19 protein-coding genes are annotated in these 20658 nt (G+C 48.0%); 4 read left to right on the forward strand and 15 right to left on the reverse strand.

The annotated features are described in order from the left end of the window. Positions 1-95: 95 nt before the first annotated feature. Both KB186_RS17990 and KB186_RS17995 read right to left on the reverse strand, forming a co-directional pair. Positions 96-1619 carry a coproporphyrinogen III oxidase gene (locus KB186_RS17990; RefSeq protein WP_173608444.1) on the reverse strand — a complete coding sequence of 508 codons (1524 nt, stop codon included), beginning with the start codon at positions 1617-1619 and terminating at the stop codon, positions 96-98. Positions 1620-1726: 107 nt separating this feature from the next. Beyond that, entirely contained in the window at positions 1727-1897 is a 171-nt protein-coding gene (locus KB186_RS17995) for a hypothetical protein (RefSeq protein WP_012685602.1), read from the reverse strand. Between the two features lie 155 nt (positions 1898-2052). On the opposite strand from KB186_RS17995, the gene KB186_RS18000 reads away from it, so the two are divergent. Continuing rightward, on the forward strand, positions 2053-3954 hold the full coding sequence (locus tag KB186_RS18000; RefSeq protein ID WP_232774132.1) for an N-acetylmuramoyl-L-alanine amidase family protein: 1902 nt from the start codon (positions 2053-2055) through the stop codon (positions 3952-3954). 239 nt (positions 3955-4193) lie between these two features. Further along, positions 4194-4688: a DinB family protein gene (locus KB186_RS18005; protein WP_173609119.1), complete on the forward strand. Its 495-nt coding sequence runs from the start codon at positions 4194-4196 to the stop codon at positions 4686-4688. Positions 4689-4753: 65 nt separating this feature from the next. On the opposite strand, the gene KB186_RS18010 is transcribed toward KB186_RS18005, so the two are convergent. The 8 genes from KB186_RS18010 to KB186_RS18045 form a co-directional block, all read right to left on the reverse strand. Further along, complete coding sequence (locus KB186_RS18010; RefSeq protein ID WP_232774101.1) at positions 4754-5314, reverse strand: short-chain dehydrogenase; 561 nt, start codon at positions 5312-5314, stop codon at positions 4754-4756. A 22-nt stretch (positions 5315-5336) separates the two neighbouring features. Then, the gene (gene dtd, locus KB186_RS18015) at positions 5337-5774 is read right to left on the reverse strand and encodes a D-aminoacyl-tRNA deacylase (protein WP_232774102.1); all 438 of its coding nucleotides are present in this window, start codon (positions 5772-5774) and stop codon (positions 5337-5339) included. A gap of 51 nt (positions 5775-5825) precedes the next feature. After that, positions 5826-7997, reverse strand: a complete 2172-nt coding sequence (locus tag KB186_RS18020; protein ID WP_232774103.1) for a RelA/SpoT family protein — start codon at positions 7995-7997, stop codon at positions 5826-5828. A gap of 383 nt (positions 7998-8380) precedes the next feature. Further along, positions 8381-8893, reverse strand: coding sequence for an adenine phosphoribosyltransferase (locus KB186_RS18025; protein ID WP_173608447.1), 513 nt, complete (start codon positions 8891-8893; stop codon positions 8381-8383). 12 nt (positions 8894-8905) lie between these two features. After that, positions 8906-11251, reverse strand: a complete 2346-nt coding sequence (recJ, locus tag KB186_RS18030; RefSeq protein ID WP_232774104.1) for a single-stranded-DNA-specific exonuclease RecJ — start codon at positions 11249-11251, stop codon at positions 8906-8908. A gap of 163 nt (positions 11252-11414) precedes the next feature. Then, a complete protein-coding gene (gene secF, locus KB186_RS18035) occupies positions 11415-12338 on the reverse strand; it encodes a protein translocase subunit SecF (protein ID WP_173608449.1) in 924 nt (307 codons plus the stop codon). Continuing rightward, positions 12328-13566 (reverse strand): protein translocase subunit SecD, encoded by a 1239-nt coding sequence (gene secD, locus KB186_RS18040; RefSeq protein WP_173608450.1) that lies wholly within the window; start codon positions 13564-13566, stop codon positions 12328-12330. The genes secF and secD overlap by 11 nt, the downstream gene beginning before the upstream one ends. Before the next feature lie 185 nt (positions 13567-13751). Further along, positions 13752-13988 carry a post-transcriptional regulator gene (locus KB186_RS18045; RefSeq protein ID WP_173608451.1) on the reverse strand — a complete coding sequence of 79 codons (237 nt, stop codon included), beginning with the start codon at positions 13986-13988 and terminating at the stop codon, positions 13752-13754. Between the two features lie 86 nt (positions 13989-14074). Here KB186_RS18045 and spoVB point away from each other — a divergent pair, with 86 nt between their 5' ends. Next, entirely contained in the window at positions 14075-15661 is a 1587-nt protein-coding gene (spoVB, locus tag KB186_RS18050) for a stage V sporulation protein B (RefSeq protein WP_173608452.1), read from the forward strand. A 3-nt stretch (positions 15662-15664) separates the two neighbouring features. Here spoVB and KB186_RS18055 read toward each other — a convergent pair whose 3' ends face one another. Next, positions 15665-16378, reverse strand: coding sequence for a DUF421 domain-containing protein (locus KB186_RS18055; protein WP_173608453.1), 714 nt, complete (start codon positions 16376-16378; stop codon positions 15665-15667). Between the two features lie 68 nt (positions 16379-16446). Beyond that, positions 16447-17424, reverse strand: a complete 978-nt coding sequence (corA, locus tag KB186_RS18060; RefSeq protein ID WP_007717563.1) for a magnesium/cobalt transporter CorA — start codon at positions 17422-17424, stop codon at positions 16447-16449. Between the two features lie 130 nt (positions 17425-17554). Between corA and KB186_RS18065 the strand changes: the two genes are divergently transcribed. Further along, the gene (locus KB186_RS18065; protein ID WP_232774105.1) at positions 17555-17971 is read left to right on the forward strand and encodes a TIGR04086 family membrane protein; all 417 of its coding nucleotides are present in this window, start codon (positions 17555-17557) and stop codon (positions 17969-17971) included. A gap of 49 nt (positions 17972-18020) precedes the next feature. On the opposite strand, the gene yajC is transcribed toward KB186_RS18065, so the two are convergent. The 3 genes from yajC to queA form a co-directional block, all read right to left on the reverse strand. Then, complete coding sequence (yajC, locus tag KB186_RS18070; RefSeq protein ID WP_173608455.1) at positions 18021-18341, reverse strand: preprotein translocase subunit YajC; 321 nt, start codon at positions 18339-18341, stop codon at positions 18021-18023. Positions 18342-18359: 18 nt separating this feature from the next. Beyond that, positions 18360-19490, reverse strand: a complete 1131-nt coding sequence (gene tgt, locus KB186_RS18075; protein WP_012685587.1) for a tRNA guanosine(34) transglycosylase Tgt — start codon at positions 19488-19490, stop codon at positions 18360-18362. Positions 19491-19607: 117 nt separating this feature from the next. Next, on the reverse strand, positions 19608-20636 hold the full coding sequence (queA, locus tag KB186_RS18080) for a tRNA preQ1(34) S-adenosylmethionine ribosyltransferase-isomerase QueA (RefSeq protein ID WP_173608456.1): 1029 nt from the start codon (positions 20634-20636) through the stop codon (positions 19608-19610). Positions 20637-20658 lie beyond the last annotated feature (22 nt).

Genomic DNA, 20658 nt, shown 5'->3' on the forward strand with positions numbered 1-20658 from the left:
AAAAAAGCTTAATGTGAATCATAGCAAACCCGCCAACAGCCGTCAACAGGCGCTCGAATAAAACTTTTTTTATTAAGAACAAGTATATCCATCACTTACTTCCCAGATACCTGTCCAGCCGTTCTCGCGCCCGAATATATTTCATCCAAATCACGGAGCTTGTTATCCACCAGAACCTTGTACGTGTCGTTGTACGTTTTCGGGTCCTTCGGATTCGGAAAGCGCGTCAGCTTGCCGCTTCCTGGGGCCATCAGCTTGGATACCGCACCACAGCCGAGACCAAGGATCGTTTGTACCTCTTCCATGATCATGATATTGTAGATGCTCTCCTGCCCTGGCTTGGCATACCCGACATTCTCCAGATTTCCCAAAATGTTTTTCTGACGATACAAATAGTACGGATCATAACCATTCGCTGCTGTCCACTCGGAGGCCATCTCCATCATCTTGCTAATTTCTTCGCGACTGGCGACCTTGTAGCGGTCTTTGTTCTGCGTCATCTCAGATGCTCTTTTGAAAGACAGCGTATGGACCGTCAAAGAGGCGGGCATCAGCTTTTCTACCTCTTGGAGGCTGTGTGCCAGCTCGGCTACGCCTTCGTTTGGCAGTCCGATGATCAAATCCATATTAATGTTCGTCAAGCCCATCTCCATAGCCAGATGGTACTTCTCAATCGTCTCTTCGACGGTGTGATGACGACCGATTGCCTGTAGCGTCTCCTGCGTAAACGATTGAGGATTAATGCTGATCCGATCCACTTCCCACTGCTTCATCACATCGAGCTTTTCGCGAGTGATCGTGTCAGGTCTTCCCGCTTCAACCGTCAACTCACGCACATCTCCCATGTGTGGAAACGAACGATGCATCGTCTCAAATAGCTGGTTCATGTCATCTGCGGTAATACTCGTTGGGGTTCCACCGCCGAAATAAATGGACGTGATCCGTTGGTCATTCGCGCGAAGCCACTCTCCCATCCGCTCCATCTCGTAATGGAGACCTTCGAGAAACGGATTAACCGAAGCCGTATGACTGCGAATCGCGTATGCTGGAAACGTACAGTACGCACACTTCGTCGGACAAAATGGGATGCCGATATATACCGATAGCTCGCGGTCAATCTGATACAAATCAGGCACGACGCTAAGCTGCTTGTCTACGATTTCTTGCAAAAGCTTTAGCTTGTATGGTCGCAAAATTACATCCTGCTGCAATCTCTTATGTGCTTCCTGTCTGTCTACACCAGCGGCGTTCAACTGATGCAGCAATTTCGTCGGACGTATCCCGGTCAAGATTCCCCAGCCTTGCTCCATGCCTGTATATTCTTCCAGCATCAATAACAGCGCATAACAAAGAGCTTGCTTGGCTGTCTTTTTCATCGCTTTCTCATCACGTGCTACATAGTTTCGCTCCACCTGATGGGAGATGCTTCGCTTGCCATCGTATAACTCTCCCGATGCTACGACTCCATTTTCATGCACGGTCAATGCCAGCTTGATTTTCAAATCTGCCCCATCTGTCCACTCAGGTACAAAAGTGAGCGCTGGATCTTCATAAAATAATGCGAGAATTAAGGAGAGTTCCCGCTCGAATGCGTGTCCCTCACATATGATCTGTATCATGGAGTTCACCTGCTTTTTTCAAAAATGCCACTCCTCATCATAGCCGACGAGAATTACTCGGGTCAACTAGACAAGTTGTGGCATCATGTGCAAGGTGGCAAAAGCGGTCATTTCCGTTTTTGCCTGGGGTGTTGGATATCCCGCAAGCCCGGATGAAAATCTTGGGCCATTTCTGCATTTTGTAGTGACGTTTCTTTCTCTAAATCGTCTTGAAAATCGACAGATAAAAACTGCCGATTCAATCCTTGCGCGAATGTTTCCTTCTTTGACTGTCTCACGATGAATTCCTCCTGATAAGCTACGTTCGCTAGCGTCTAGTAAAATCTAGTATTGCCTTGGCTACAGAAAAGCAATCAGGGAAGTCATGCAGAACTTTGTCGTTTTTTGCAGGAAAAGGCAGGAGAAAGAGCGAAGTGATTATTTTGGTAAAAACATGCAAGAACGCTATGAATTCAAAAAGCTACGTATATCGGAAAGGATGTCTATCGTGTTTGTTCGTCAAAAGATCCTGAGGAGTCTCCTGACTGTCGTCTGTGCCATTTCCCTCCCCGTTTCTGCAGCCTGGGCCGCCGGTTCTGTTCAGGTCACAGTGGACAAGCTCAATGTCCGTTCAGGTCCCAGCCTCCAAGACGCTATCGTCACTACACTGCCGAACAAAACTGTGCTGCCTGTCATCTCCACCAAAAATGACTGGATTCAAGTAAAGCTTCCGAACGGTCAAAGCGGTTGGGTAGCGAACTGGCTCGTCAGCGCACAGCCACAGCAACAGCAGCAGCAACAGAAACCACCAGCTGTATCTGCCAAGCAAGTGGAGAGCACCACAACGAATCTCAATGTTCGTTCTGGACCCGGTCAGACATATGCAGTCGTACAAACGATCAATCCAGGTACGCGCTACCCTATCGTGCAAACGAGTGGCGAATGGCTCCAAATTCAACTCAACGCAGGAACAAAAGGCTGGGTAGCAAACTGGCTTGTAAAAGAAGTAGGTACGGGACAAGCAGTTTCCCCTCCCTCTACAGGTAGTACTCCCCCAACGACCAATCCAGCGGGAACAGGCTCACAACAGAAGCCTCCTGCTGTACAAGGAGCCAGCCTAACCTTGGATTTCGCTCCGTACGTATACGCTACGCCGGATGCCAGTACACCTGCTATCGGTCAACTACATGCGGGCGAGAAAATCACGGTCTTGAACAAACAAAATGGTTGGATTCAATTCCCTTACGATGGAGTCAATGCTTGGCTCTCCACCGATCAAACCAACCCGAATACAGGTCAACCGACTCTACCCGAAAATGGAAATGGAAACAAACAACCTCAGACTGGGCAACCATCCTCTTCCAGTCAAACCGCCACAGTAAAAACGGACGGATTGAATCTGCGAAGTGAACCGAACACAACCAGTGCCATTCAAGCTACACTATCAGTCGGAAGCAAGCTGACTGTTTTGGAAAAACAAGAAGATTGGTACCGCATCAACACGGCGGACGGAAAAACTGGCTGGGTGGCAGGCTGGCATATTACGGTGAACCAACCAAGCATGCCTACTCCGACTGGCCCATACGTGACGATCATGAATCCAGATACCAATGTTCGTTCTGGTCCGAGCACCGATCACGATGTTATCAAACAGGTACAACCTGGCGAGAAATACGGGATTGCCAATAAATCAGGCGAGTGGTTCCAAGTAAACTTCCCTGATGGCTCCACAGGCTACATTGCGGGCTGGCTCGTTTCTGCTAATGGTGCGCCAGCAGTGGTGCGAAGTAATGATCTTGCCGGCAAAGTCATCGTCGTCGATGCTGGACATGGTGGCACAGATGGCGGTTCGACGGGTTCCAGCTTCTCTACTTTAGAGAAAACAGTCAATCTGCAAGTATCTCTGCTCCTGCGCAACAAGTTGGAATCGGCAGGTGCCAAAGTCATCATGACACGGGCTGATGATCGCAAGCTGACCCTGCAACAGCGCGTCGACATCGCGATTCAAAATCAGGCTGATATTTTTGTCAGCGTCCATCATAATACGCATCCAAACTCTGCAACGAATGGCTCGATTATTTTCTACTACAGCCAAGGTAACTCTAGCAAGCTCGCCTCCCTGGTTCAAACGGAACTGGTCAAAGCGACAAACTACAAGGACATGAATTATCGGTACGGAAACTATTTCGTTCTACGCGAAAACCCGGTGCCATCCATTTTGGCCGAGATCTCCTTCTTATCAAACTACAACGATGAGATTCGCGCACGTTCTGAGAAACAGCAGGATCTTGCGGCAGAAGGTTTGTTCAAAGGGATTGTCCAGTACTTTAATACACAAAGCAATCAGGGAGGCTGATCCCTCTCTTACTAAAACCTCCATGCGAAAAAAGCTGGCTCAAGCTCACTCGTATGGAGGTTCTTTTATGGCCTATCCAATCGCATTAAGGCAGGACTGGCAGGAATTCCCAAATTATTTGCGAATATCATAAGGCATCGAAAGGAGTGATGACGGATGAAAAACAATCACAATATCAGTAATCGCACGGTATGGACGCAGGTGATCACAAGTTAACCTTTGAAAATGGAGTGATTTCTATTAAGACCATGTTTGAGTACAATTGGATGGTTCGTGAAGAATGGCTGAAATGGTGTGAGGATGTTCCACTGGAAGAATTGCTTCGTCCGCGCCTCGGAGGTGTCGGAGGTATTTTGCATACACTGTTCCATGTCATTGATGTAGAGTGGAGCTGGATTCAAGTCATGTTGGGAAGGCCTGATTTTCAAGAAAGCTTCAACCTTTACAAACGGTTGGAAAAGGTTCGTGAGCTGGAGGCAACTTTCCGCCCTGATGTGCTTCAATTTTTGCGCAATTGGGATGAAAGTATGGAAACAAGAGCCTTTCAGGATACGAAACCAGACGGTAGCATCGCTACGTACACATGGGGTGAAATTATGCGGCACATGATTGCTCATGAAATCCACCATGTCGGACAACTTTCGATATGGGCACGAGAAATCGGGAAAAAACCGATTTCTGCAAACCTAATTGGCAAAAATCTAATCCTCCCAACAGCCACTTACATTCACTGACCCGATTTCGTACTGAAACGACAAAAACGATTGCATTCGGCAATCGTTTTTTGTATTTGACTTCGTTATCTGGATGAATAAGCGGGGCGTTTTTCCCATGGCTCGACCTGACCAACGATTATCTGTTGTTCATTTGTTTGCAGAGCGTTAATCACCCCAGCCGCAATTTCATCATTCGTCAGCCAGCGTGAATGCTCACCTGAACATGTAAACCCGAGAATGACCCGTCGATAATGGCAAACTTCTGATGTAGGTTCTTTCGGTGAATTTTTCCAAGCACCGCTCCCACACACATGCAGCAATTGCCAGTGCTTCTCAGGACGCGACAGTTCTTCCACGATCACCGAGAGTGCATGCGGTGCAGTCGAATGAATCCACGCGACAACCACATCCATCGGCCCTCTCTTCTCTACGAGCTCGGCCATAGCCTGACGCAAGCTGTCTGTCTGATGATAGTCCTGTGGCAGTAAATGAATCGACTCTGGATGAATGGAACCGTCTCTGATACGACTTAATTTGACTGGATCCCGACCAAGTACAGTTACTTGATAACCTTGGCGAGCCAGCCATCGGGAGACCTCTGCAAGCATGCCACTCGCACCGATAACCAATGCTTCTAGCGCCATGATTTCATCCCCTTGGTTGTGTTTATGATTCCACAATCAATGTGACAGGGCCATCATTTAACAGACGCACGTCCATCATTGCACCAAAGCGTCCTGTTTCCACATGGAGCCCTTTTTCCCGCAGCTTGGCGTTAAACAGCTCGTACAACGGTTCAGCCTGCTCAGGTCGTGCGGCAGCCATGAAGTTGGGTCTTCTGCCCTTTCTGCAATCCCCATACAGCGTAAATTGTGATACGGACAAAATTTGACCACCCTTGTCTAAAACAGAGAAGTTCATTTTGCCCTCCTCATCTTCAAAAATACGCAAGTTCGCAATTTTGTCTGTGACAAATTCGACTTCTTTTTCTGTGTCATCATGCGTAATTCCTACCAGCAGCATTAAGCCGTAATCAATTTGTCCGACGATCTCTCCTGCTACGGTAACACTCGCTTCTCTCGTTCTTTGTACGACAACTCTCACACTGACTCATCCTTCCTCTTAGCTAAACAAGAACACCCAATCCACGAAGGATCAGGTGCTCAGTATCCGGCGAACCGAATATATATCTTTGATGCGCTTAATGCGCTCTACTACTTTCAACAAATGATCCACATTGCTAATCGAGATGGTCATATGAATCGTTGCCACTCGGTTTTTATCGGACTTGCCACTGACAGCCGCAATATTTGTCTTTGTCTCAGCGACAACCTGCAATACATCGTTTAACAGTCCGCTCCGATCATTGCCTGTGATCTCGATCTCCACATGGAAATTATGTTTGAAATCGGTATCCCATTCGACATCAATCAGACGCTCTGTACATTCGTCAGTCAGTACGTTCGGACAGTCCAGTCGATGCACCGATACCCCACGACCTCTCGTAATGAAACCGATAATCTGGTCTCCTGGGACAGGTGTACAACAACGAGATATACGGACGAGCAAATTATCCAAGCCACGGACTTTGACGCCAGACTCACTCTTGGCAGAACGATTTGCTGGATTCGGTTTGACCTCAGGAATGGTCGGGTTTTGTTCTTCGCGCTCCCGACGGAGTTTGTCCAGGAGACGAGTCGCAATTTGCGAAGCCGTAATGCCTCCATAGCCGACTGCGGCAAACATGTCTTCTGCACCTTGGAAATTAAAACGGGCTGCCGCTTCCTTCAGGTTCGTTTCCGTCATCGCTTCTTTTACATCAAAGTTGCGCGATTTGATCTCCGCTTCCACCATCTGCTGACCTTTGGCGACGTTCTCTTCCCGCTTCTCTTTTTTAAACCACTGTTTAATTTTATTTCGGGCATGCGCGGATTTGGCCATCTTGAGCCAGTCCTGACTAGGACCGTACGAGTGCTTGGAGGTTAGGATTTCGACGATATCGCCTGTTTTCATCGCGTAGTCGAGCGGTACAATCTTGCCGTTCACTTTGGCGCCAATCGTTCTGTTTCCTACCGCAGAGTGAATCCGATAGGAGAAGTCCAGCGGTACAGAGCCTTTTGGCAGCTCAACGACATCACCTTTTGGCGTGAAGACGAAAACCGTATCGGAGAAAAGATCCTGCTTGAGGCTCTCCATGAATTCTTGCGCGTTCGGAGCTTCTTCTGACCCACCTTCGATAATCTCCCGCAGGCTGCCCAGCTTCTCTGCAAACGAGCCTTGCACGATGCTTTTGCCTTCCTTGTACGCCCAGTGAGCCGCGATCCCGATCTCTGCTGTCTGGTGCATATCCCACGTGCGGATTTGCACTTCCAATGGCTCACCTTTTGGCCCAATCACTGTCGTATGAAGGGATTGGTACATGTTCGTCTTTGGCATGGCAATGTAATCTTTGAATCGACCTGGCATCGGCTTCCACAGGGTATGCACGATACCGAGAACCGCATAACAGTCGCGGATGTCATTCACGATGATCCGCAATGCAAGCAGGTCATAAATCTCGTTGAACTGCTTGTTTTGTCTCGTCATCTTTTTAAAAATACTGTAGATATGCTTCGGACGTCCCGAAATTTCTGCCTCAATGTTTAACTCGCCCAGCTTTTCTCTGATCGTATCCGAAGCTTCATTCAGGTAGGCTTCTCGCTCCACCCGTTTCTTTTGCATCAAATTCACAATCCGATAGTACTGTTGCGGATTCAAATACCGAAGCGCTGTATCTTCCAGTTCCCATTTGACGGAAGCGATCCCCAAGCGATGAGCGAGTGGCGCAAAGATTTCCAGCGTTTCATCGGAGATCTCTCGTTGCTTCTCCTCGGACATGTGCCGAAGTGTTCTCATGTTGTGCAGACGGTCTGCCAGCTTGATCATGATGACGCGGATGTCCTGTGCCATGGCAACCAGCATCTTGCGGTGGTTTTCGGCGAGTTGTTCTTCTTTGGACTTGTATTTAATTTTTTCCAGCTTGGTCACACCATCTACCAGAAGAGCAACATCTGGTCCGAACTGCTCACGGAGGTGATCAAGCGTAATCTCGGTATCCTCTACGACATCATGCAAAAATCCAGCCGCAATCGTAACCGCATCCATGTGCAGGTTTGCGAGAATTCCCGCCACGGCGATTGGATGCATAATGTAAGGAACGCCTGATTTGCGTATTTGCCCTTCATGCGCTTTTTCGGCAAGCTGATAGGCACGTGTAATCAGGTCCATATCCGATTGTGATAAATAGGTGCTTGCTTTTTTTACTATCTCATCAATGCCGGTAATCATAGTTCCCTTCCCTTATCCTCTCAGTAAAATAACCTCGATCGAGGCCTTCTCACGGAGGAGCGACCGCATTATAGCGGAAAGTTTCACCGAAGTATTGCCGGAAGCAGAAGCTGAGGCACTTCGTGATGCGCTCCGGAAAGTTTAAGCCTGGACGCATTTCGCACTGTGAAGCACTTGAACTTTCCTATACGACTAGAAAACTTGGGCGTTGCCAAGTCTTTTGGCGCAGGCGAAGGCTTACTTGCACGTATCATGTCTGTCTATTTCATACTATTATCTTGTATGTCGTTCGTCTTGTAAAGCTGAATTCCCCTGTAAAGTATGTACAGTCGTAGAAAAAAGAAAAAAACGGGCATTTGACCCGTTTTTCCTTGTTGCATCAATTAATATTGAACGAGCGATTTGACAGGAATTTCACCTATTTTGCTACGTCCATCCAAGTAGGACAGTTCGATAAAGAAGGCAGCTCCTACTACTTTTCCTCCGAGTTGCTCAATCAAATTGATTGTTGTCTCAATGGTTCCACCTGTCGCCAGCAAATCGTCTGCAATCAGAACACGCTGACCTGGTTGGATCGCATCTACGTGTACGGCCAGTGCATCTTTTCCATACTCCAGGTCGTAATCCGCCTTGATGGATTCATATGGCAGCTTGCCAGACTTGCGGATTGGTACAAAGCCAATTCCCATTTCGTACGACAATGGCGCACCTACTACGAATCCACGAGCTTCTGGACCCGCAATCACGTCTGCTTGTACTTCACGAGCGAAGACCGCCAAATCTTGAATCGCAGCTTTGTAAGCAGGGCCATCTTTCAACAGAGTAGTGATGTCCTTGAAACGAATACCTGGCTGTGGAAAATCTGGGATAACACGAATGTATTGTTTAAAATCCATGAAAAATTCCTCCTAAACGGTGGTTGGTTCCACCAATTGATGAAGCGCTTGAATCATTGCATCGGAAGAAGATAGTAATAAATCCGTAGCAAGCTGTGCCTCTTCCTTCCAATTCGCATAGAGCACAGAGCTCTCGAGCGGCCTTTTGGCAGTGTTTGCCTGCAGCGTGTACTGCTCGGCCTCCTCTACTAAAAACTCCAGCTCCATAAAGATGGCGATCATACCGTCTAATAGATTTCTTTTCCATTGCAGCTTTCTGGCCAATGCATCCATATGGATTTTTTTAACAGTTGGCACCTGAACGAAAAACTGGTACAACTGTTTAAAATGATCTCGGCCCGGACAGGAAAGCCGCTCCATTCCTAAATCCGGATCACCAAACAAACAGTAAATGCGCTCCGCTTGTTTGAGCAAGACACGAACCACTTCCAAGTCAGAACGGCGCGTCGGCAAATCATACAAAATCACATTGGATGAGGCTGTGATATTCCCCTCTCGACCAACCACGAACAAGGAATTCACCTGTTCGCTTGTTGCTTTCGCTGCCAATGGCTCATAACTTTCCTCGCGAAACAGAACAGTCACCGAATTAGACTCCGCCATCACTTGCTGCCATTTCTCTATCTTGTCACGGCTGCCTCGCCAGTCAAATACTTGCTGATGTCCAACAGACAAATCACGGATCGTCAGCTGAGGCTTTCGATTTCCGTTCCATTCGTTTACAGACAATTCTCCCAATACGTGAAAACGTGCCTTGGGCGTTACTCTCTTTGTTACATGTGCCCAGTTGAAGCCAATTGCATCCAAAGAGGTCCCCGCTTTGCTCAATGTACACTTTAAATGATTGTCATCTCGCCCAATGGTGCGCATACCTTGTGTCTCTACTTCTTCTAACAAAACGAGCGGAGTTGGATTCCCCATGCCATATGGGGCGAGCTGTTCGAGTTGCTCCGCTGCGGTCAAACTAATCTCTTCCATGTTCATCGCAACGTCCACTTTGGTCATCGGCGTGAAGTCTTCAGCGGACAACCACTCTCCAGCGAGCTCGTTTAATTTTTGGCGTAATAAGTCGAGATTTTCTACAGGCAAGGTCATCCCCGCTGCCATCGTATGACCGCCATAGTGCGGTAGCCAATCCTTGCAAGCAGTCAGACCTTCATACATATCAAAACCTGCAATGCTCCTCGCCGAGCCTTTTGCCGTTCCTTTTTCCGGATCGATGCCAAGCACAATCGTGGGACGGTAAAAAAGCTCAACCAATCGGGAAGCTACAATCCCTACCACGCCCACGTTCCAGCCTTCTTTAGCCAAAACGAGAACATTGTTCTGGTCTGGCGGATACAGCTCATTCACCATCTGTACAGCTTCCTCGGTCATCGCTGCGACGATTTCCTGACGTTCACGGTTTAAGTCGTCCAGCGCCTGGGCACATTTCTCTGCTTCGTCCATATCCGAAGTCGTCAGCAGTTTCACAGCGGATTCAGCCGTCTCCAGCCTTCCACTTGCATTTAGACGCGGTCCAAGCGCAAAGCCTACATGTCCCGCAGACAGCTCGGTATCGGCTAAGCCACATACTCGGATTAAGGCCTGCAGCCCAAGGTTCCTTGTATGATTTAAGCGCTTTAATCCTGCTCGAGCCAGAATGCGATTTTCATCTACCAACGGCACCAGATCCGCTATCGTCCCCAAGGCAGCCAAATCTGCCAAATGCAGAGGCGGCTCCTTCAGCAAGGCATGCCCCACTTTAAAGGCGACCCCCACTCCCGCCAACATATCAAACGGGTACGAACAACCAGGCTTCTTGGGGTTAATCACAGCAAATGCCTCCGGGATGATTGCCGGAGGTTCGTGATGGTCGGTTACAATGACGTCAAGACCCAACTGGTTCGCGTACGCTACCTGTTCGACTGCACTGATCCCTGTATCGACAGTGATGATCAGTTTATAGCCACTTTGATGCAGATGCGCCAAGGCGTCTTTATGTAACCCATACCCTTCTGTAAAACGGTTGGGAATGTAGTAGTCAAAAACAGCGCCGAGTTGGCGCAGTAGATGTACCATTAGCGATGTGGAGCTAACCCCATCGGCGTCGTAATCGCCGTATATGCAAATCGGTTCTTGCCTCTGAATGGCTTGTTGAATGCGATGCACGCTTTGTTCCATTCCATCCAGCAAGAAAGGGTCATGAAACAATTCTGGACCGGCTTGCAAAAAATCACGAGCCTTTTGTGATGTGTCAATGCCACGTATCACCAGTAGCTTTGATACGAGCGGAGTAAGCTGGCAATCTGCGGCAATACTAGCAGCAAGCTGCTCATCATAGGTGGCCAGTTTCCAGCGTGTTTTCGCTTTCAGCATGGGCTTTCCTCCAATCCTCATTCATTATAGAGGATGGAGCAGGAAGCTGACAACTGCATAAAACATACCGTTTTATGCAAAACTCTCATACGGCTTCAAACTGCAGCAAATACAGAACCAGAGAATAGAAAAACCGCAGGGTTCCCTGCGGTTTCATCCACCTTTACATTCCTTCTTTTTTCTTTTTCATATTCCGTTCTTTCAAATTCACCCATACTTGGGCTGCAATAAAGATAGAGGAATACGTACCACTCACCAGACCGAACAGCAGGGCCAAGGAGAAGTTCTGGATGCTCTCGCTTCCCAAAACAGCCAGTGCAAGAGCTGTGAAGAATACAGTCGCTACCGTGTATACAGAACGGCGCATCGTTTGCCACAGTGACACGTTTACCAGATGTTCCAGTTCAGGAATTGTCTTGGATTTCATCGTTCTCAAGTTTTCCCGAATCCGGTCGAAAATAACGATTTTATCGTTAATCGAGTAACCCAAGATCGTCAGAAGCGCGGCGATAAAGGTAATGTCTACCTCCAACCCGAGGATAGAGAACAATGCAATCGGGATAAACACGTCATGGGCAAGCCCCACGACACATGCAATACCGAACAGCCATTGGAATCGGATCGCGATGTAGATGGCAATACCCACAGCAGCAATCGCAACCGCAATCCCTGCTTTTTTCACCATCTCTTGCGCAATACTCGGATCAACCGACGAAACCTGTTTCGAGACCTGCTCACCATATTTTGCTTTGAGAGCCATTTCCACTTTCATCAGTGTGTCAGATGAAATGGTTTGGTCAAAACGTGTATAGGCCTGACCATGATTTTCCCCGTACGGAGTGACCGCGCTGAAATTCACATTAGGAACCTCTTTCTTGATCACTGCTTCTATATCTGTCGGATTGAATTGTTTTCCAATGTAAAGATCCAAGCGAGTTCCTGCCTTGAAGTCAACGCCAAGGTGAAGTCCTTGAAATAGCGTAAACAGAAGGCCGATGATAATAATCACAGAGGAAGCGATGAAAAACTTCCTGCGATTTTTCACGATGTCAAATCTGATTACTGTATGGTCTTTATCATAGCTCACGGATCTCACTCTCCTTTACCCCGAACCAAAACGGCTTTTTAAACATGTTGGAACGGACAACCAGCCAGAGGAGGAAGCGGGACCCAAACACGTTGGTAATGATACTTACGATAATCGTCATCGCCAATACAACAGCGAAGCCTTGTACGGAGCTCGTCCCGAAGAAAAACAGAACGCCCGTTGCAATCAGTGTCGTCACATGAGCATCGATAATCGTAATCAAGGAACGGCGTTCACCTGCACGGAAGGCAGAGAGAACCGTCTTGCCAGAACGAATTTCTTCCTGGATGCGCTCATAGGTAATAATGTTGGCATCCACGGCAATCCCTACCGCCAAAATAAATCCAGCAATACCTGGCAGCGTCAGCGTTGCATGCATCCAGTCGAGTACGACCATACAAAAATAAGTAAATCCAGCCAAGGTAATGTTTGCAATCATACCTGGCATACGGTATACAACTAGCATGAAAATAAAGATCAGCGCAGCCCCGATATATCCTGCATACAAGGTTTTCTCCAGAGCCAGAGTTCCCAAGGAAGCACCCACGGAGGTTACTTGCTTCTCAATCAATTTGGCTGGCATCGCACCGGAATTCAGTAGATCAGCCAATTCCTGTGCCGATTCCTGTGTGTAATTTCCAGTAATTTGCGCGCTACCACCAGAAATGACCGATTGAATGGTCGGATTAGTTTGCATCGTCTCATCCAAAAAGATCGCCATTGGCTTGTGCAGGTTTGCACGTGTGGCGTCTTCTAGCTTCTTCGGGTCAGAGAATTTCAGGGTTACGAGCGGGCGTTTCAGGTCGTCATAACCAACTGCTGCCCCGTTTGGAGCCAAGTCACTTCCTTGCAATATAATCTTGCCATGTTCATCACGGAATGTCAGATGAGCAGGCTTCCCGATCAACTCGCGAAGCTTGTCCTGATCCGCTGATTGTGATGCGATTTGAACGCGAATCCGGTTTGGCAATTCGGTAGTGGTGACTGGCTCAGCCACGCCACCGATGTTAATCCGTCTTTCAATCATGTGTGCTGTTGATTTCAAAAGCTCGATATCAACTTTGTGCCCAGCCTCGAGAGGCTCTACCTCATACAGAATCTCAAACCCGCCCTGCAGGTCCAGACCGAGTGTGATGTTTCCTGCCACCTGCTTGGTCGTTGTTGCTACGAGCGTAGCCAAAAGCCCTACAACGACCAGAAACAGGAGGAATCTTCCCCATTTAATCATAGTAGTAATACCCCTCTTTCCTAACAGGGTCCCGTCCTAGACGAGAAACCAATATGCCCATTATAACGAAGTACAAAAAAACGTGTCAATTATTGCTGGAAAGGTGAACCATGGTAACCAACCCCTTGCGTTTTTCGCGACATGTACGTATACGAAGAGGGCGACCAGAAGTTTCTATAAAATTACTAAGAATTTTTATACATTTGTATCATGAGGTAATTCATGTACTTGTTTGGCTTTAGAGACAATATGTCGTTGACAAGCTGGTGGATCGGTGGCATTTCTTTATAGCCGTTCGTGACGCATTCCCAAACATCTTCAGGCGCCACGTTGTCGTACCCCAAAAGAGCAAATTCCTCTGCCTTGCTTACACAAAGGCTTGCCACTTGCCCATACCATTCCTGTTTTTGCGCTTGGTCCATCCAATTTCCCCCTCAAAGTAGTCATGCCGACAGCGGCACGTCCATATTCTTTACTGAGTGAATTTATCCTTGCAAAGGAGCCTTCCATGAAACAATCCTTCTTTTACGGAACGGTCATCCTCATTATTGCTGGTGGCATCACCAAAGTGTTTGGCTTTGCTCACAGGATCGTGTTGTCGCGCATTATCGGAGCGGAAGGAATGGGGCTTTATCAGATGGTTGTGCCCCTTTTATACTTTCTGATTACTGTGACGACATTCGGACTTCCGGTTGCCATTGCAAAGCAAGTGGCAGAGACGGAAGCAGCTAATAATCCGCAGCAGACTCGCCGGTTTTTGTTACTAGCCTTGTCGGTCGCTGGCGGGATTAGCCTGTTCATTTGCGTCCTGCTCCTCTTGTTCTCTCAATGGATTTCCGAAATGCTATTCACAGACCCTCGTGCACACATCGTTCTGCTTGCAGCCATTCCGGTCATCCCGATTTCCGGCATTTCCCTTGTCCTGCGAGGATACTTCCAAGGCAAGCAAAACATGATCCCTACTGCCGTCTCCCAACTCGTGGAGCAAGTCGTCCGAATGGCACTGGTCGTTGTCATGACGATGTCGTTTCTTTCGGCAGGCATTGAGTACGCCACAGCAGGGGCTGTCGCCAGCATTATTTTTGGAGAAGCCGCCGGACTCTTGTACATTCTCTGGCAGTATCGCAAAGGCAGCAAAAAAGCAGCAACTCAGCTTTTGGATAAGCCTCTTCTCATGACGGTTTCAGCAAGCAAAAAGAGCTTGTCGCAACTCATCCATGTCGCTCTCCCTGTCACGCTTAGCCGCGTCATCGGCTCCATTGCTTACGTGCTAGAGCCGTTGCTTGTGCCATACGCACTGGTCATTGCAGGCTTTACCACCTCGACTGCTACTGGTTTGTACGGACAGTTTGCCGGGATGGCCGTTCCTTTGCTGCTTTTTCCTACTTTTTTAACGTATTCCTTGTCCGTTTCCCTCGTTCCTGCCGTTGCTGAAGCTGCCTATCAAAAAAATGCTCCACTCGTGCATCGCCGCATTTATCAAGCCATGCGGATTACACTCGTCATCGGAGCACCTTGTACCGTCTTGCTCACTATCTTTGCAGAACCTTTATGTGTCCTGCTCTACGGCAATGAATATCGGGAGGTTGGCGTGCTGTTAAAAGAGCTGGCACCGTTCTCCGTCTTCCTGTTTTTCCAAGCACCGCTTGCCGCCGCCTTGCAAGGTCTCGATTACGCTCAGGTCGTCTTTCGAAATACGCTGATCAGTGCCATTGTCAAAACTGTCGCTATGTTTTTTTTCACGGCTCATCCAGCATTCGGCATTCACGGCGCTGTCATTGCTCTTAATATCGGCATTACGCTTGGGACGTTATTGCATTTTGCTAGCCTGATCAAAAAAATCGGTTTTACGATCGACCTTCGGGAATTCGGCAAAATCGCGATCGCCATGCTTCTCATGGGTTATTCCGGTTCCTACATTGCCAGGCACTGGTTTATGGACATTTCGATTGGACAGCTATTGACTGCAAGCACCTTCATTAGCACCTTGCTGTACATTGTCCTGCTCGTCGCCATGCGCGTCTTGGGCAAGCAAGACGTACGTCGCATTCCGTGGATTGGCGAACAACTCGCCGTGTTCTTCCCTCGCCGCTAGCACTTATTGCTGCGGCTTGTCTTTTTTGTCCAAATACATGATGCCACGCTCGTCAATGCTGCAAAAAGACACCTCTCGAATGTCTTTGATCCCGTATTTCCGGATTTCTCGTTTGAGCCAAAGCTCGTTTTGTCCGATCTTGTTCAAGGCCTCCGTTCTCACCTTTCCATCGAGAATCAGCGGGATGGGCAGACCTTTGTACGAGACAAGACCGACCTGTGGCTTCTCCATCAACGCGAGATCTTCCCTCGAGACCTTTTCTTTTTGCTCCTTTAAAAACACACTCATCTGTCCAGTTGGCTCCAACAGCGCAAATTCAACATCCGCAATGTTTTTTACGTCTTTTTGCCGCAGATGTACCATCAAATCATCCATGTTCAAGCGATTGCGACGCATCGCATGTTCCCTGATTTGCCCATTTTCTATAATCAAATCGGCAGAGCCGTCCACTGTATCGCGGAATTTCTTGCTCTTTAATGACAGATAAGCGAAGGCGACTTCCAACAAGGCAATCAACAGCATCGGCAAATAAAACCGAAGAGCAGGCTTATCGACATCCTCAATCGCCAGTGCAGCCATTTCTGCAAGCATGATCGAGATGACCACATCAAAAACGGACAGCTTTCCCAATTCCCGCTTTCCCATTAACCGCACTAAAATCAGGAGGAAAAAATACGAGAAAAGGGTGCGAAGTAACACCATAGTAATATTATCCACTTACGCTGCCCCCCAAAGAACATTTGATAGTAGTGTTCAACAGGGGGCAGGGAAAGTATTAGCACCAATTACAGCCACTTTCGCTTGCGGAAAATGTGAAGCATGGCAAACGTCATGGCTAGCATAATCACGAGTGCCACGATCAGCATATAAGGTTCTGCTTCTTCTCCCAGCCATGCGAAAGTATTCATCCCGAACAGTCCGGTGATAAATGTCAACGGTAGGATGATCGTGGAGATGATAGTAAGAACTCGCATCGTCTCCGTTGTTTTGGCGCTAATGATGGTGTAGTACGTATCCAACGCACCGTTTACCAGATCACGGAAGGTTTCCGTTGAATCCGAAATCCGCTCCAAGTGGTCTGTTAGGTCGGTGTAGAACGGAACGTTTTCCTCGGAAATATCGAAGGAGTAACGGCCATTGACGTTCGCGAAAATTCTTTTTTGCGGCATAATCACACGCCTGATTAAAATAATTGTTCGCTTCAGCGCCAGGAACTCTTCGGTAATTTCCTCCATCTGATGTTCATAAATCTCGTCCTCCAGCTCGTCAATCCGCACACTAATCCGATCAATAATGGGAAAGTATTCATCGGTAATCCCGTCTACTATGGCATACAGCAAATAGTCGGGACCTCTGTTCAAGTAAGAAATGTTGCGGTGACACATGGCAGCGATCCGACCGATGGTATTCATCGGAGACTTGTGGATCGTAACGATGTAGTTAGGGCCGAGAAAAACGTTCAGTTCTACCGTTGTAATCTCGTCATCGCTTTCTTCATTGTAACGCAGGGCGTGAAAAACGAAGAAATAGTAGTCATCGTACTTGTCTACCTTGGCACGTGGACTGACGTGCAGGCAGTCCTCAATTGCCAGCGGGTGAAAGTCGAAAATCTTGGCAATATAGGGCAGTTCATTGTTTCCCACATCATACAGATCGATCCAGAGCAAATCCTCTGGTGATTTCAGCCATTGATCTTTCGTTGCCAGATCAACGTCGTGAAACATCTTCTGTTCAGAGTGGTTATAAAAGTACGTTTTGATCAATCTTCCTCACCCCCGTCTCGTTCCCCATCCATCATACGAAAATTCCTATCAATGTTCAACGCGAAGATGAATACGTGAGCCAAGCCTCTCATATAGATGTACAAACACTTCCAATAAGGGGGTACATACCGTGCGAAGTGCATCCACATCTGTACTGACCGGTCTCTTGTATACGACATGTCTAGTTTTAATTGGAGCGTTGCTCGCGACCCTGCTTCTTAGCTTTACCTCGATACGGGAAGGCACGCTGCCCTATTTTACGTACGTGATCAATGCCATCGCCCTCTTGATTGGGGGATTCGTTACAGGACGACGTTGTGGCGGCAAGGGCTGGTATTACGGCGGACTTACCGGACTCACATACTTCCTCTTCATCCTCTTGATCGGCTTCCTCGGCTTTGACGCACCAATGCAATGGGGGACCTTCCTGTTCTTGTTCGGCGCTTTTGGAGTGGCCGCGTTAGGTGGGATTCTCGGCGTGAATTCGGCCAATTCCAACAACAAGCACAAAGGCAGTAAACCTAAAATTATCAAGCCTCGCCGCTAAAACAAGACAGAAAAAAGCAGGTGGATCACCCACCTGCTTTTCGCATGTATTATTTGGATTCTTCTTTTGTCTCTTCGCTCTTCGCTGGTTCACTCTTCGCAGGTTCGTTGCTGGAAGAAACTACATTGTTGATCGCTCCACGATCAAAAGTAACGTTTACGTTGTGAGCAATACGCAACGTAACTGTATCATCAGACAGTTCTTGGATCGTTCCATGCACTCCACCGATTGTTACGATCTTGTCGCCTTTTTTCAGAGCAGCAAGCATAGCGTTGCGTTGTTTTGCCTTCTTTTGTTGCGGACGAATCAGCAAGAAGTAAAAAATCGCAAACATGATGATAATCGGTAAAAACTGAGTCAAGCCATCCATGAAAAAAATCCCCCTCGATTAAAAAGATCTATCTTCACCCAATCCATATTGAGCGAAAAACTGGTCGCGGAAATCTTGCAAGCGGTCTTCGGCAATCGCCTGACGCACCTGCTCCATTAACTTCACCAAGAAGTGCAGGTTGTGGTAGGTAGTTAATCGGATGCCAAAGGTTTCCTCCGACTTGACCAGGTGTCGGATGTAAGCACGTGTGTAATTTTTGCAGGTGTAGCAATCGCAATTTGGATCAAGCGGGGTAAAGTCGCGCGCGTATTTTGCATTGCGGATGACCAGTCTTCCCTGGCTTGTCATGCATGTCCCATTGCGGGCGATTCTTGTCGGCAACACACAATCAAACATGTCGATGCCTCGGATCGCTCCTTCGATAAGAGCATCTGGTGAACCAACCCCCATCAAATAGCGGGCTTTGCTTGTTGGAAGCAGTGGAACAGTATGCTCCAGCACTTCGTACATCAAAGGAAACGGTTCTCCCACGCTCAAACCGCCGATCGCGTATCCTGGGAAATCCATGGAAACGAGATCTCGTGCACTTTGTGCGCGCAAATCGTTGAACATTCCACCTTGAACGATACCAAACAGCGCTTGTTCGTTTGGACGAGTATGCGCCTTCAGACAACGCTCTGCCCAGCGGGTTGTTCGCTCCATTGATTTTTTTACGTAATCGTACTCCGCAGGATAAGGAGCACACTCATCGAATGCCATGAAAATATCGGCACCCAACGCGTTTTGAATCTGTGTAGCCTCTTCAGGACCAATAAACAGCTTCTCTCCGTTTAGGTGGGAACGGAAGGATACTCCTTCCTCCGTGATCTTGCGGAGGTTACTAAGGCTAAATACTTGAAAACCGCCGGAATCAGTCAGAATGGCACGGTCCCAATTCATAAAGCCGTGCAGTCCGCCTGCCTCGCGAACAATTTCATGCCCTGGACGAAGAAACAAATGGTACGTATTACTGAGGATGATGCCCGCACCAATCGCTTTTAACTCCTCGGGGCTCATCGTCTTTACTGTCGCTTGTGTACCGACAGGCATAAAGACAGGGGTGTCAATCGTCCCATGAGGTGTATGTAGCTTACCGAGACGTGCACCAGTTTGCTTGCATGTTTTGATTAACTCGTAGCGTACAGCCAAATCTTTGCACTCCTCAAGCTATGTATGTAAGTCTTACCTATTATAGAAAAACTTCTGGGTGAAGTAAACCCACCTGACTAATAAGTATACACTTATACAGGTGGGTTGTTCACATTTTTATAAAATTAGCATCGCATCGCCAAAACTGAAGAAACGATACTCCTCTTCCACAGCCGTTTTGTAAGCACGCATCACATTCTCTTTTCCAGCCAAAGCACTCACTAGCATAACGAGCGTAGACTTCGGCAAGTGGAAGTTTGTCAGTAGCCCGTCCAGGATGGAAAACGTGTAACCCGGATAAATGAAAATATCCGTCCAACCAGAGGTTGCCACCAGCTTTCCTCCATTCGCGCGCCCTACTGTCTCCAATGTTCGGCAGGATGTCGTCCCGACAGCGATTACTCTTCTACCTTCTGCTTTTGCCTGGTTCACCAGCTCTACTGTGTCCTCGGGAATCTGATAGTACTCCGCATGCATAACATGCTCTTCCACGGAATCCGCTGATACAGGGCGAAAAGTCCCAAGTCCAACATGCAGTGTTACATAAGCCAGCTGTACTCCTTTGGCAGCGATTTGCTCCAAGTACGGCTTCGTGAAATGAAGCCCGGCTGTCGGAGCTGCTGCTGAACCGCGCTCCTTCGCATAGACTGTCTGGTAACGTTCACTGTCCTCCAGTTGCGCGTGAATATACGGTGGCAAAGGCATCGAGCCTAATTGGTCGAGAATCTCGTAAAAAATACCCTCGTACACAAAGCGCACGATTCGTCCACCTGTCTCTGTCACGTCTTCACAAACACAACGCAAAAGACCGTTACCAAAAACCACTTCTGTCCCCTGCTTCATCCGCTTACCGGGCTTCACCAGCGTCTCCCAGCGATCGTCACCAAGTGATTTTAACAAAAGGATTTCTATTTTCGCACCAGTCTCAGCCTTTTCACCAATCAATCTGGCAGGCAAAACGCGGCTGTCATTCATGACGAGTACGTCCCCTGCTTGGAGATGATCGATTAAATTGGTAAATTGCTGATGAACGATATTGCCTGTTTGTTTCTCTAACACGAGCAATCTCGATGAAGTTCGGTCTTCTAGCGGGTGCTGGGCGATCAAATGCTCTGGTAAATCAAAATCAAATTGTTGCACGTCCACGAAATCGTTACTCCTTTTTGCG

It is taken from the genome of Brevibacillus sp. AF8 (assembly GCF_021270385.1).
Classification (GTDB): domain Bacteria; phylum Bacillota; class Bacilli; order Brevibacillales; family Brevibacillaceae; genus Brevibacillus.

Excerpts from the sequence above, each read along its gene's own strand:
- KB186_RS18045 (WP_173608451.1), bottom strand. The coding sequence starts at position 13,988 with ATGGACCAAGCGCAAAAACAGGAATGGTATGGGCAAGTGGCAAGCCTT.
- spoVB (WP_173608452.1), top strand. The coding sequence starts at position 14,075 with ATGAAACAATCCTTCTTTTACGGAACGGTCATCCTCATTATTGCTGGT.
- secD (WP_173608450.1), bottom strand. The coding sequence starts at position 13,566 with ATGATTAAATGGGGAAGATTCCTCCTGTTTCTGGTCGTTGTAGGGCTT.
- recJ (WP_232774104.1), bottom strand. The coding sequence starts at position 11,251 with ATGCTGAAAGCGAAAACACGCTGGAAACTGGCCACCTATGATGAGCAG.
- KB186_RS18025 (WP_173608447.1), bottom strand. The coding sequence starts at position 8,893 with ATGGATTTTAAACAATACATTCGTGTTATCCCAGATTTTCCACAGCCA.
- KB186_RS18020 (WP_232774103.1), bottom strand. The coding sequence starts at position 7,997 with ATGATTACCGGCATTGATGAGATAGTAAAAAAAGCAAGCACCTATTTA.
- yajC (WP_173608455.1), bottom strand. The coding sequence starts at position 18,341 with ATGGATGGCTTGACTCAGTTTTTACCGATTATCATCATGTTTGCGATT.
- KB186_RS17990 (WP_173608444.1), bottom strand. The coding sequence starts at position 1,619 with ATGATACAGATCATATGTGAGGGACACGCATTCGAGCGGGAACTCTCC.
- KB186_RS18010 (WP_232774101.1), bottom strand. The coding sequence starts at position 5,314 with ATGGCGCTAGAAGCATTGGTTATCGGTGCGAGTGGCATGCTTGCAGAG.
- KB186_RS18000 (WP_232774132.1), top strand. The coding sequence starts at position 2,053 with ATGCAAGAACGCTATGAATTCAAAAAGCTACGTATATCGGAAAGGATG.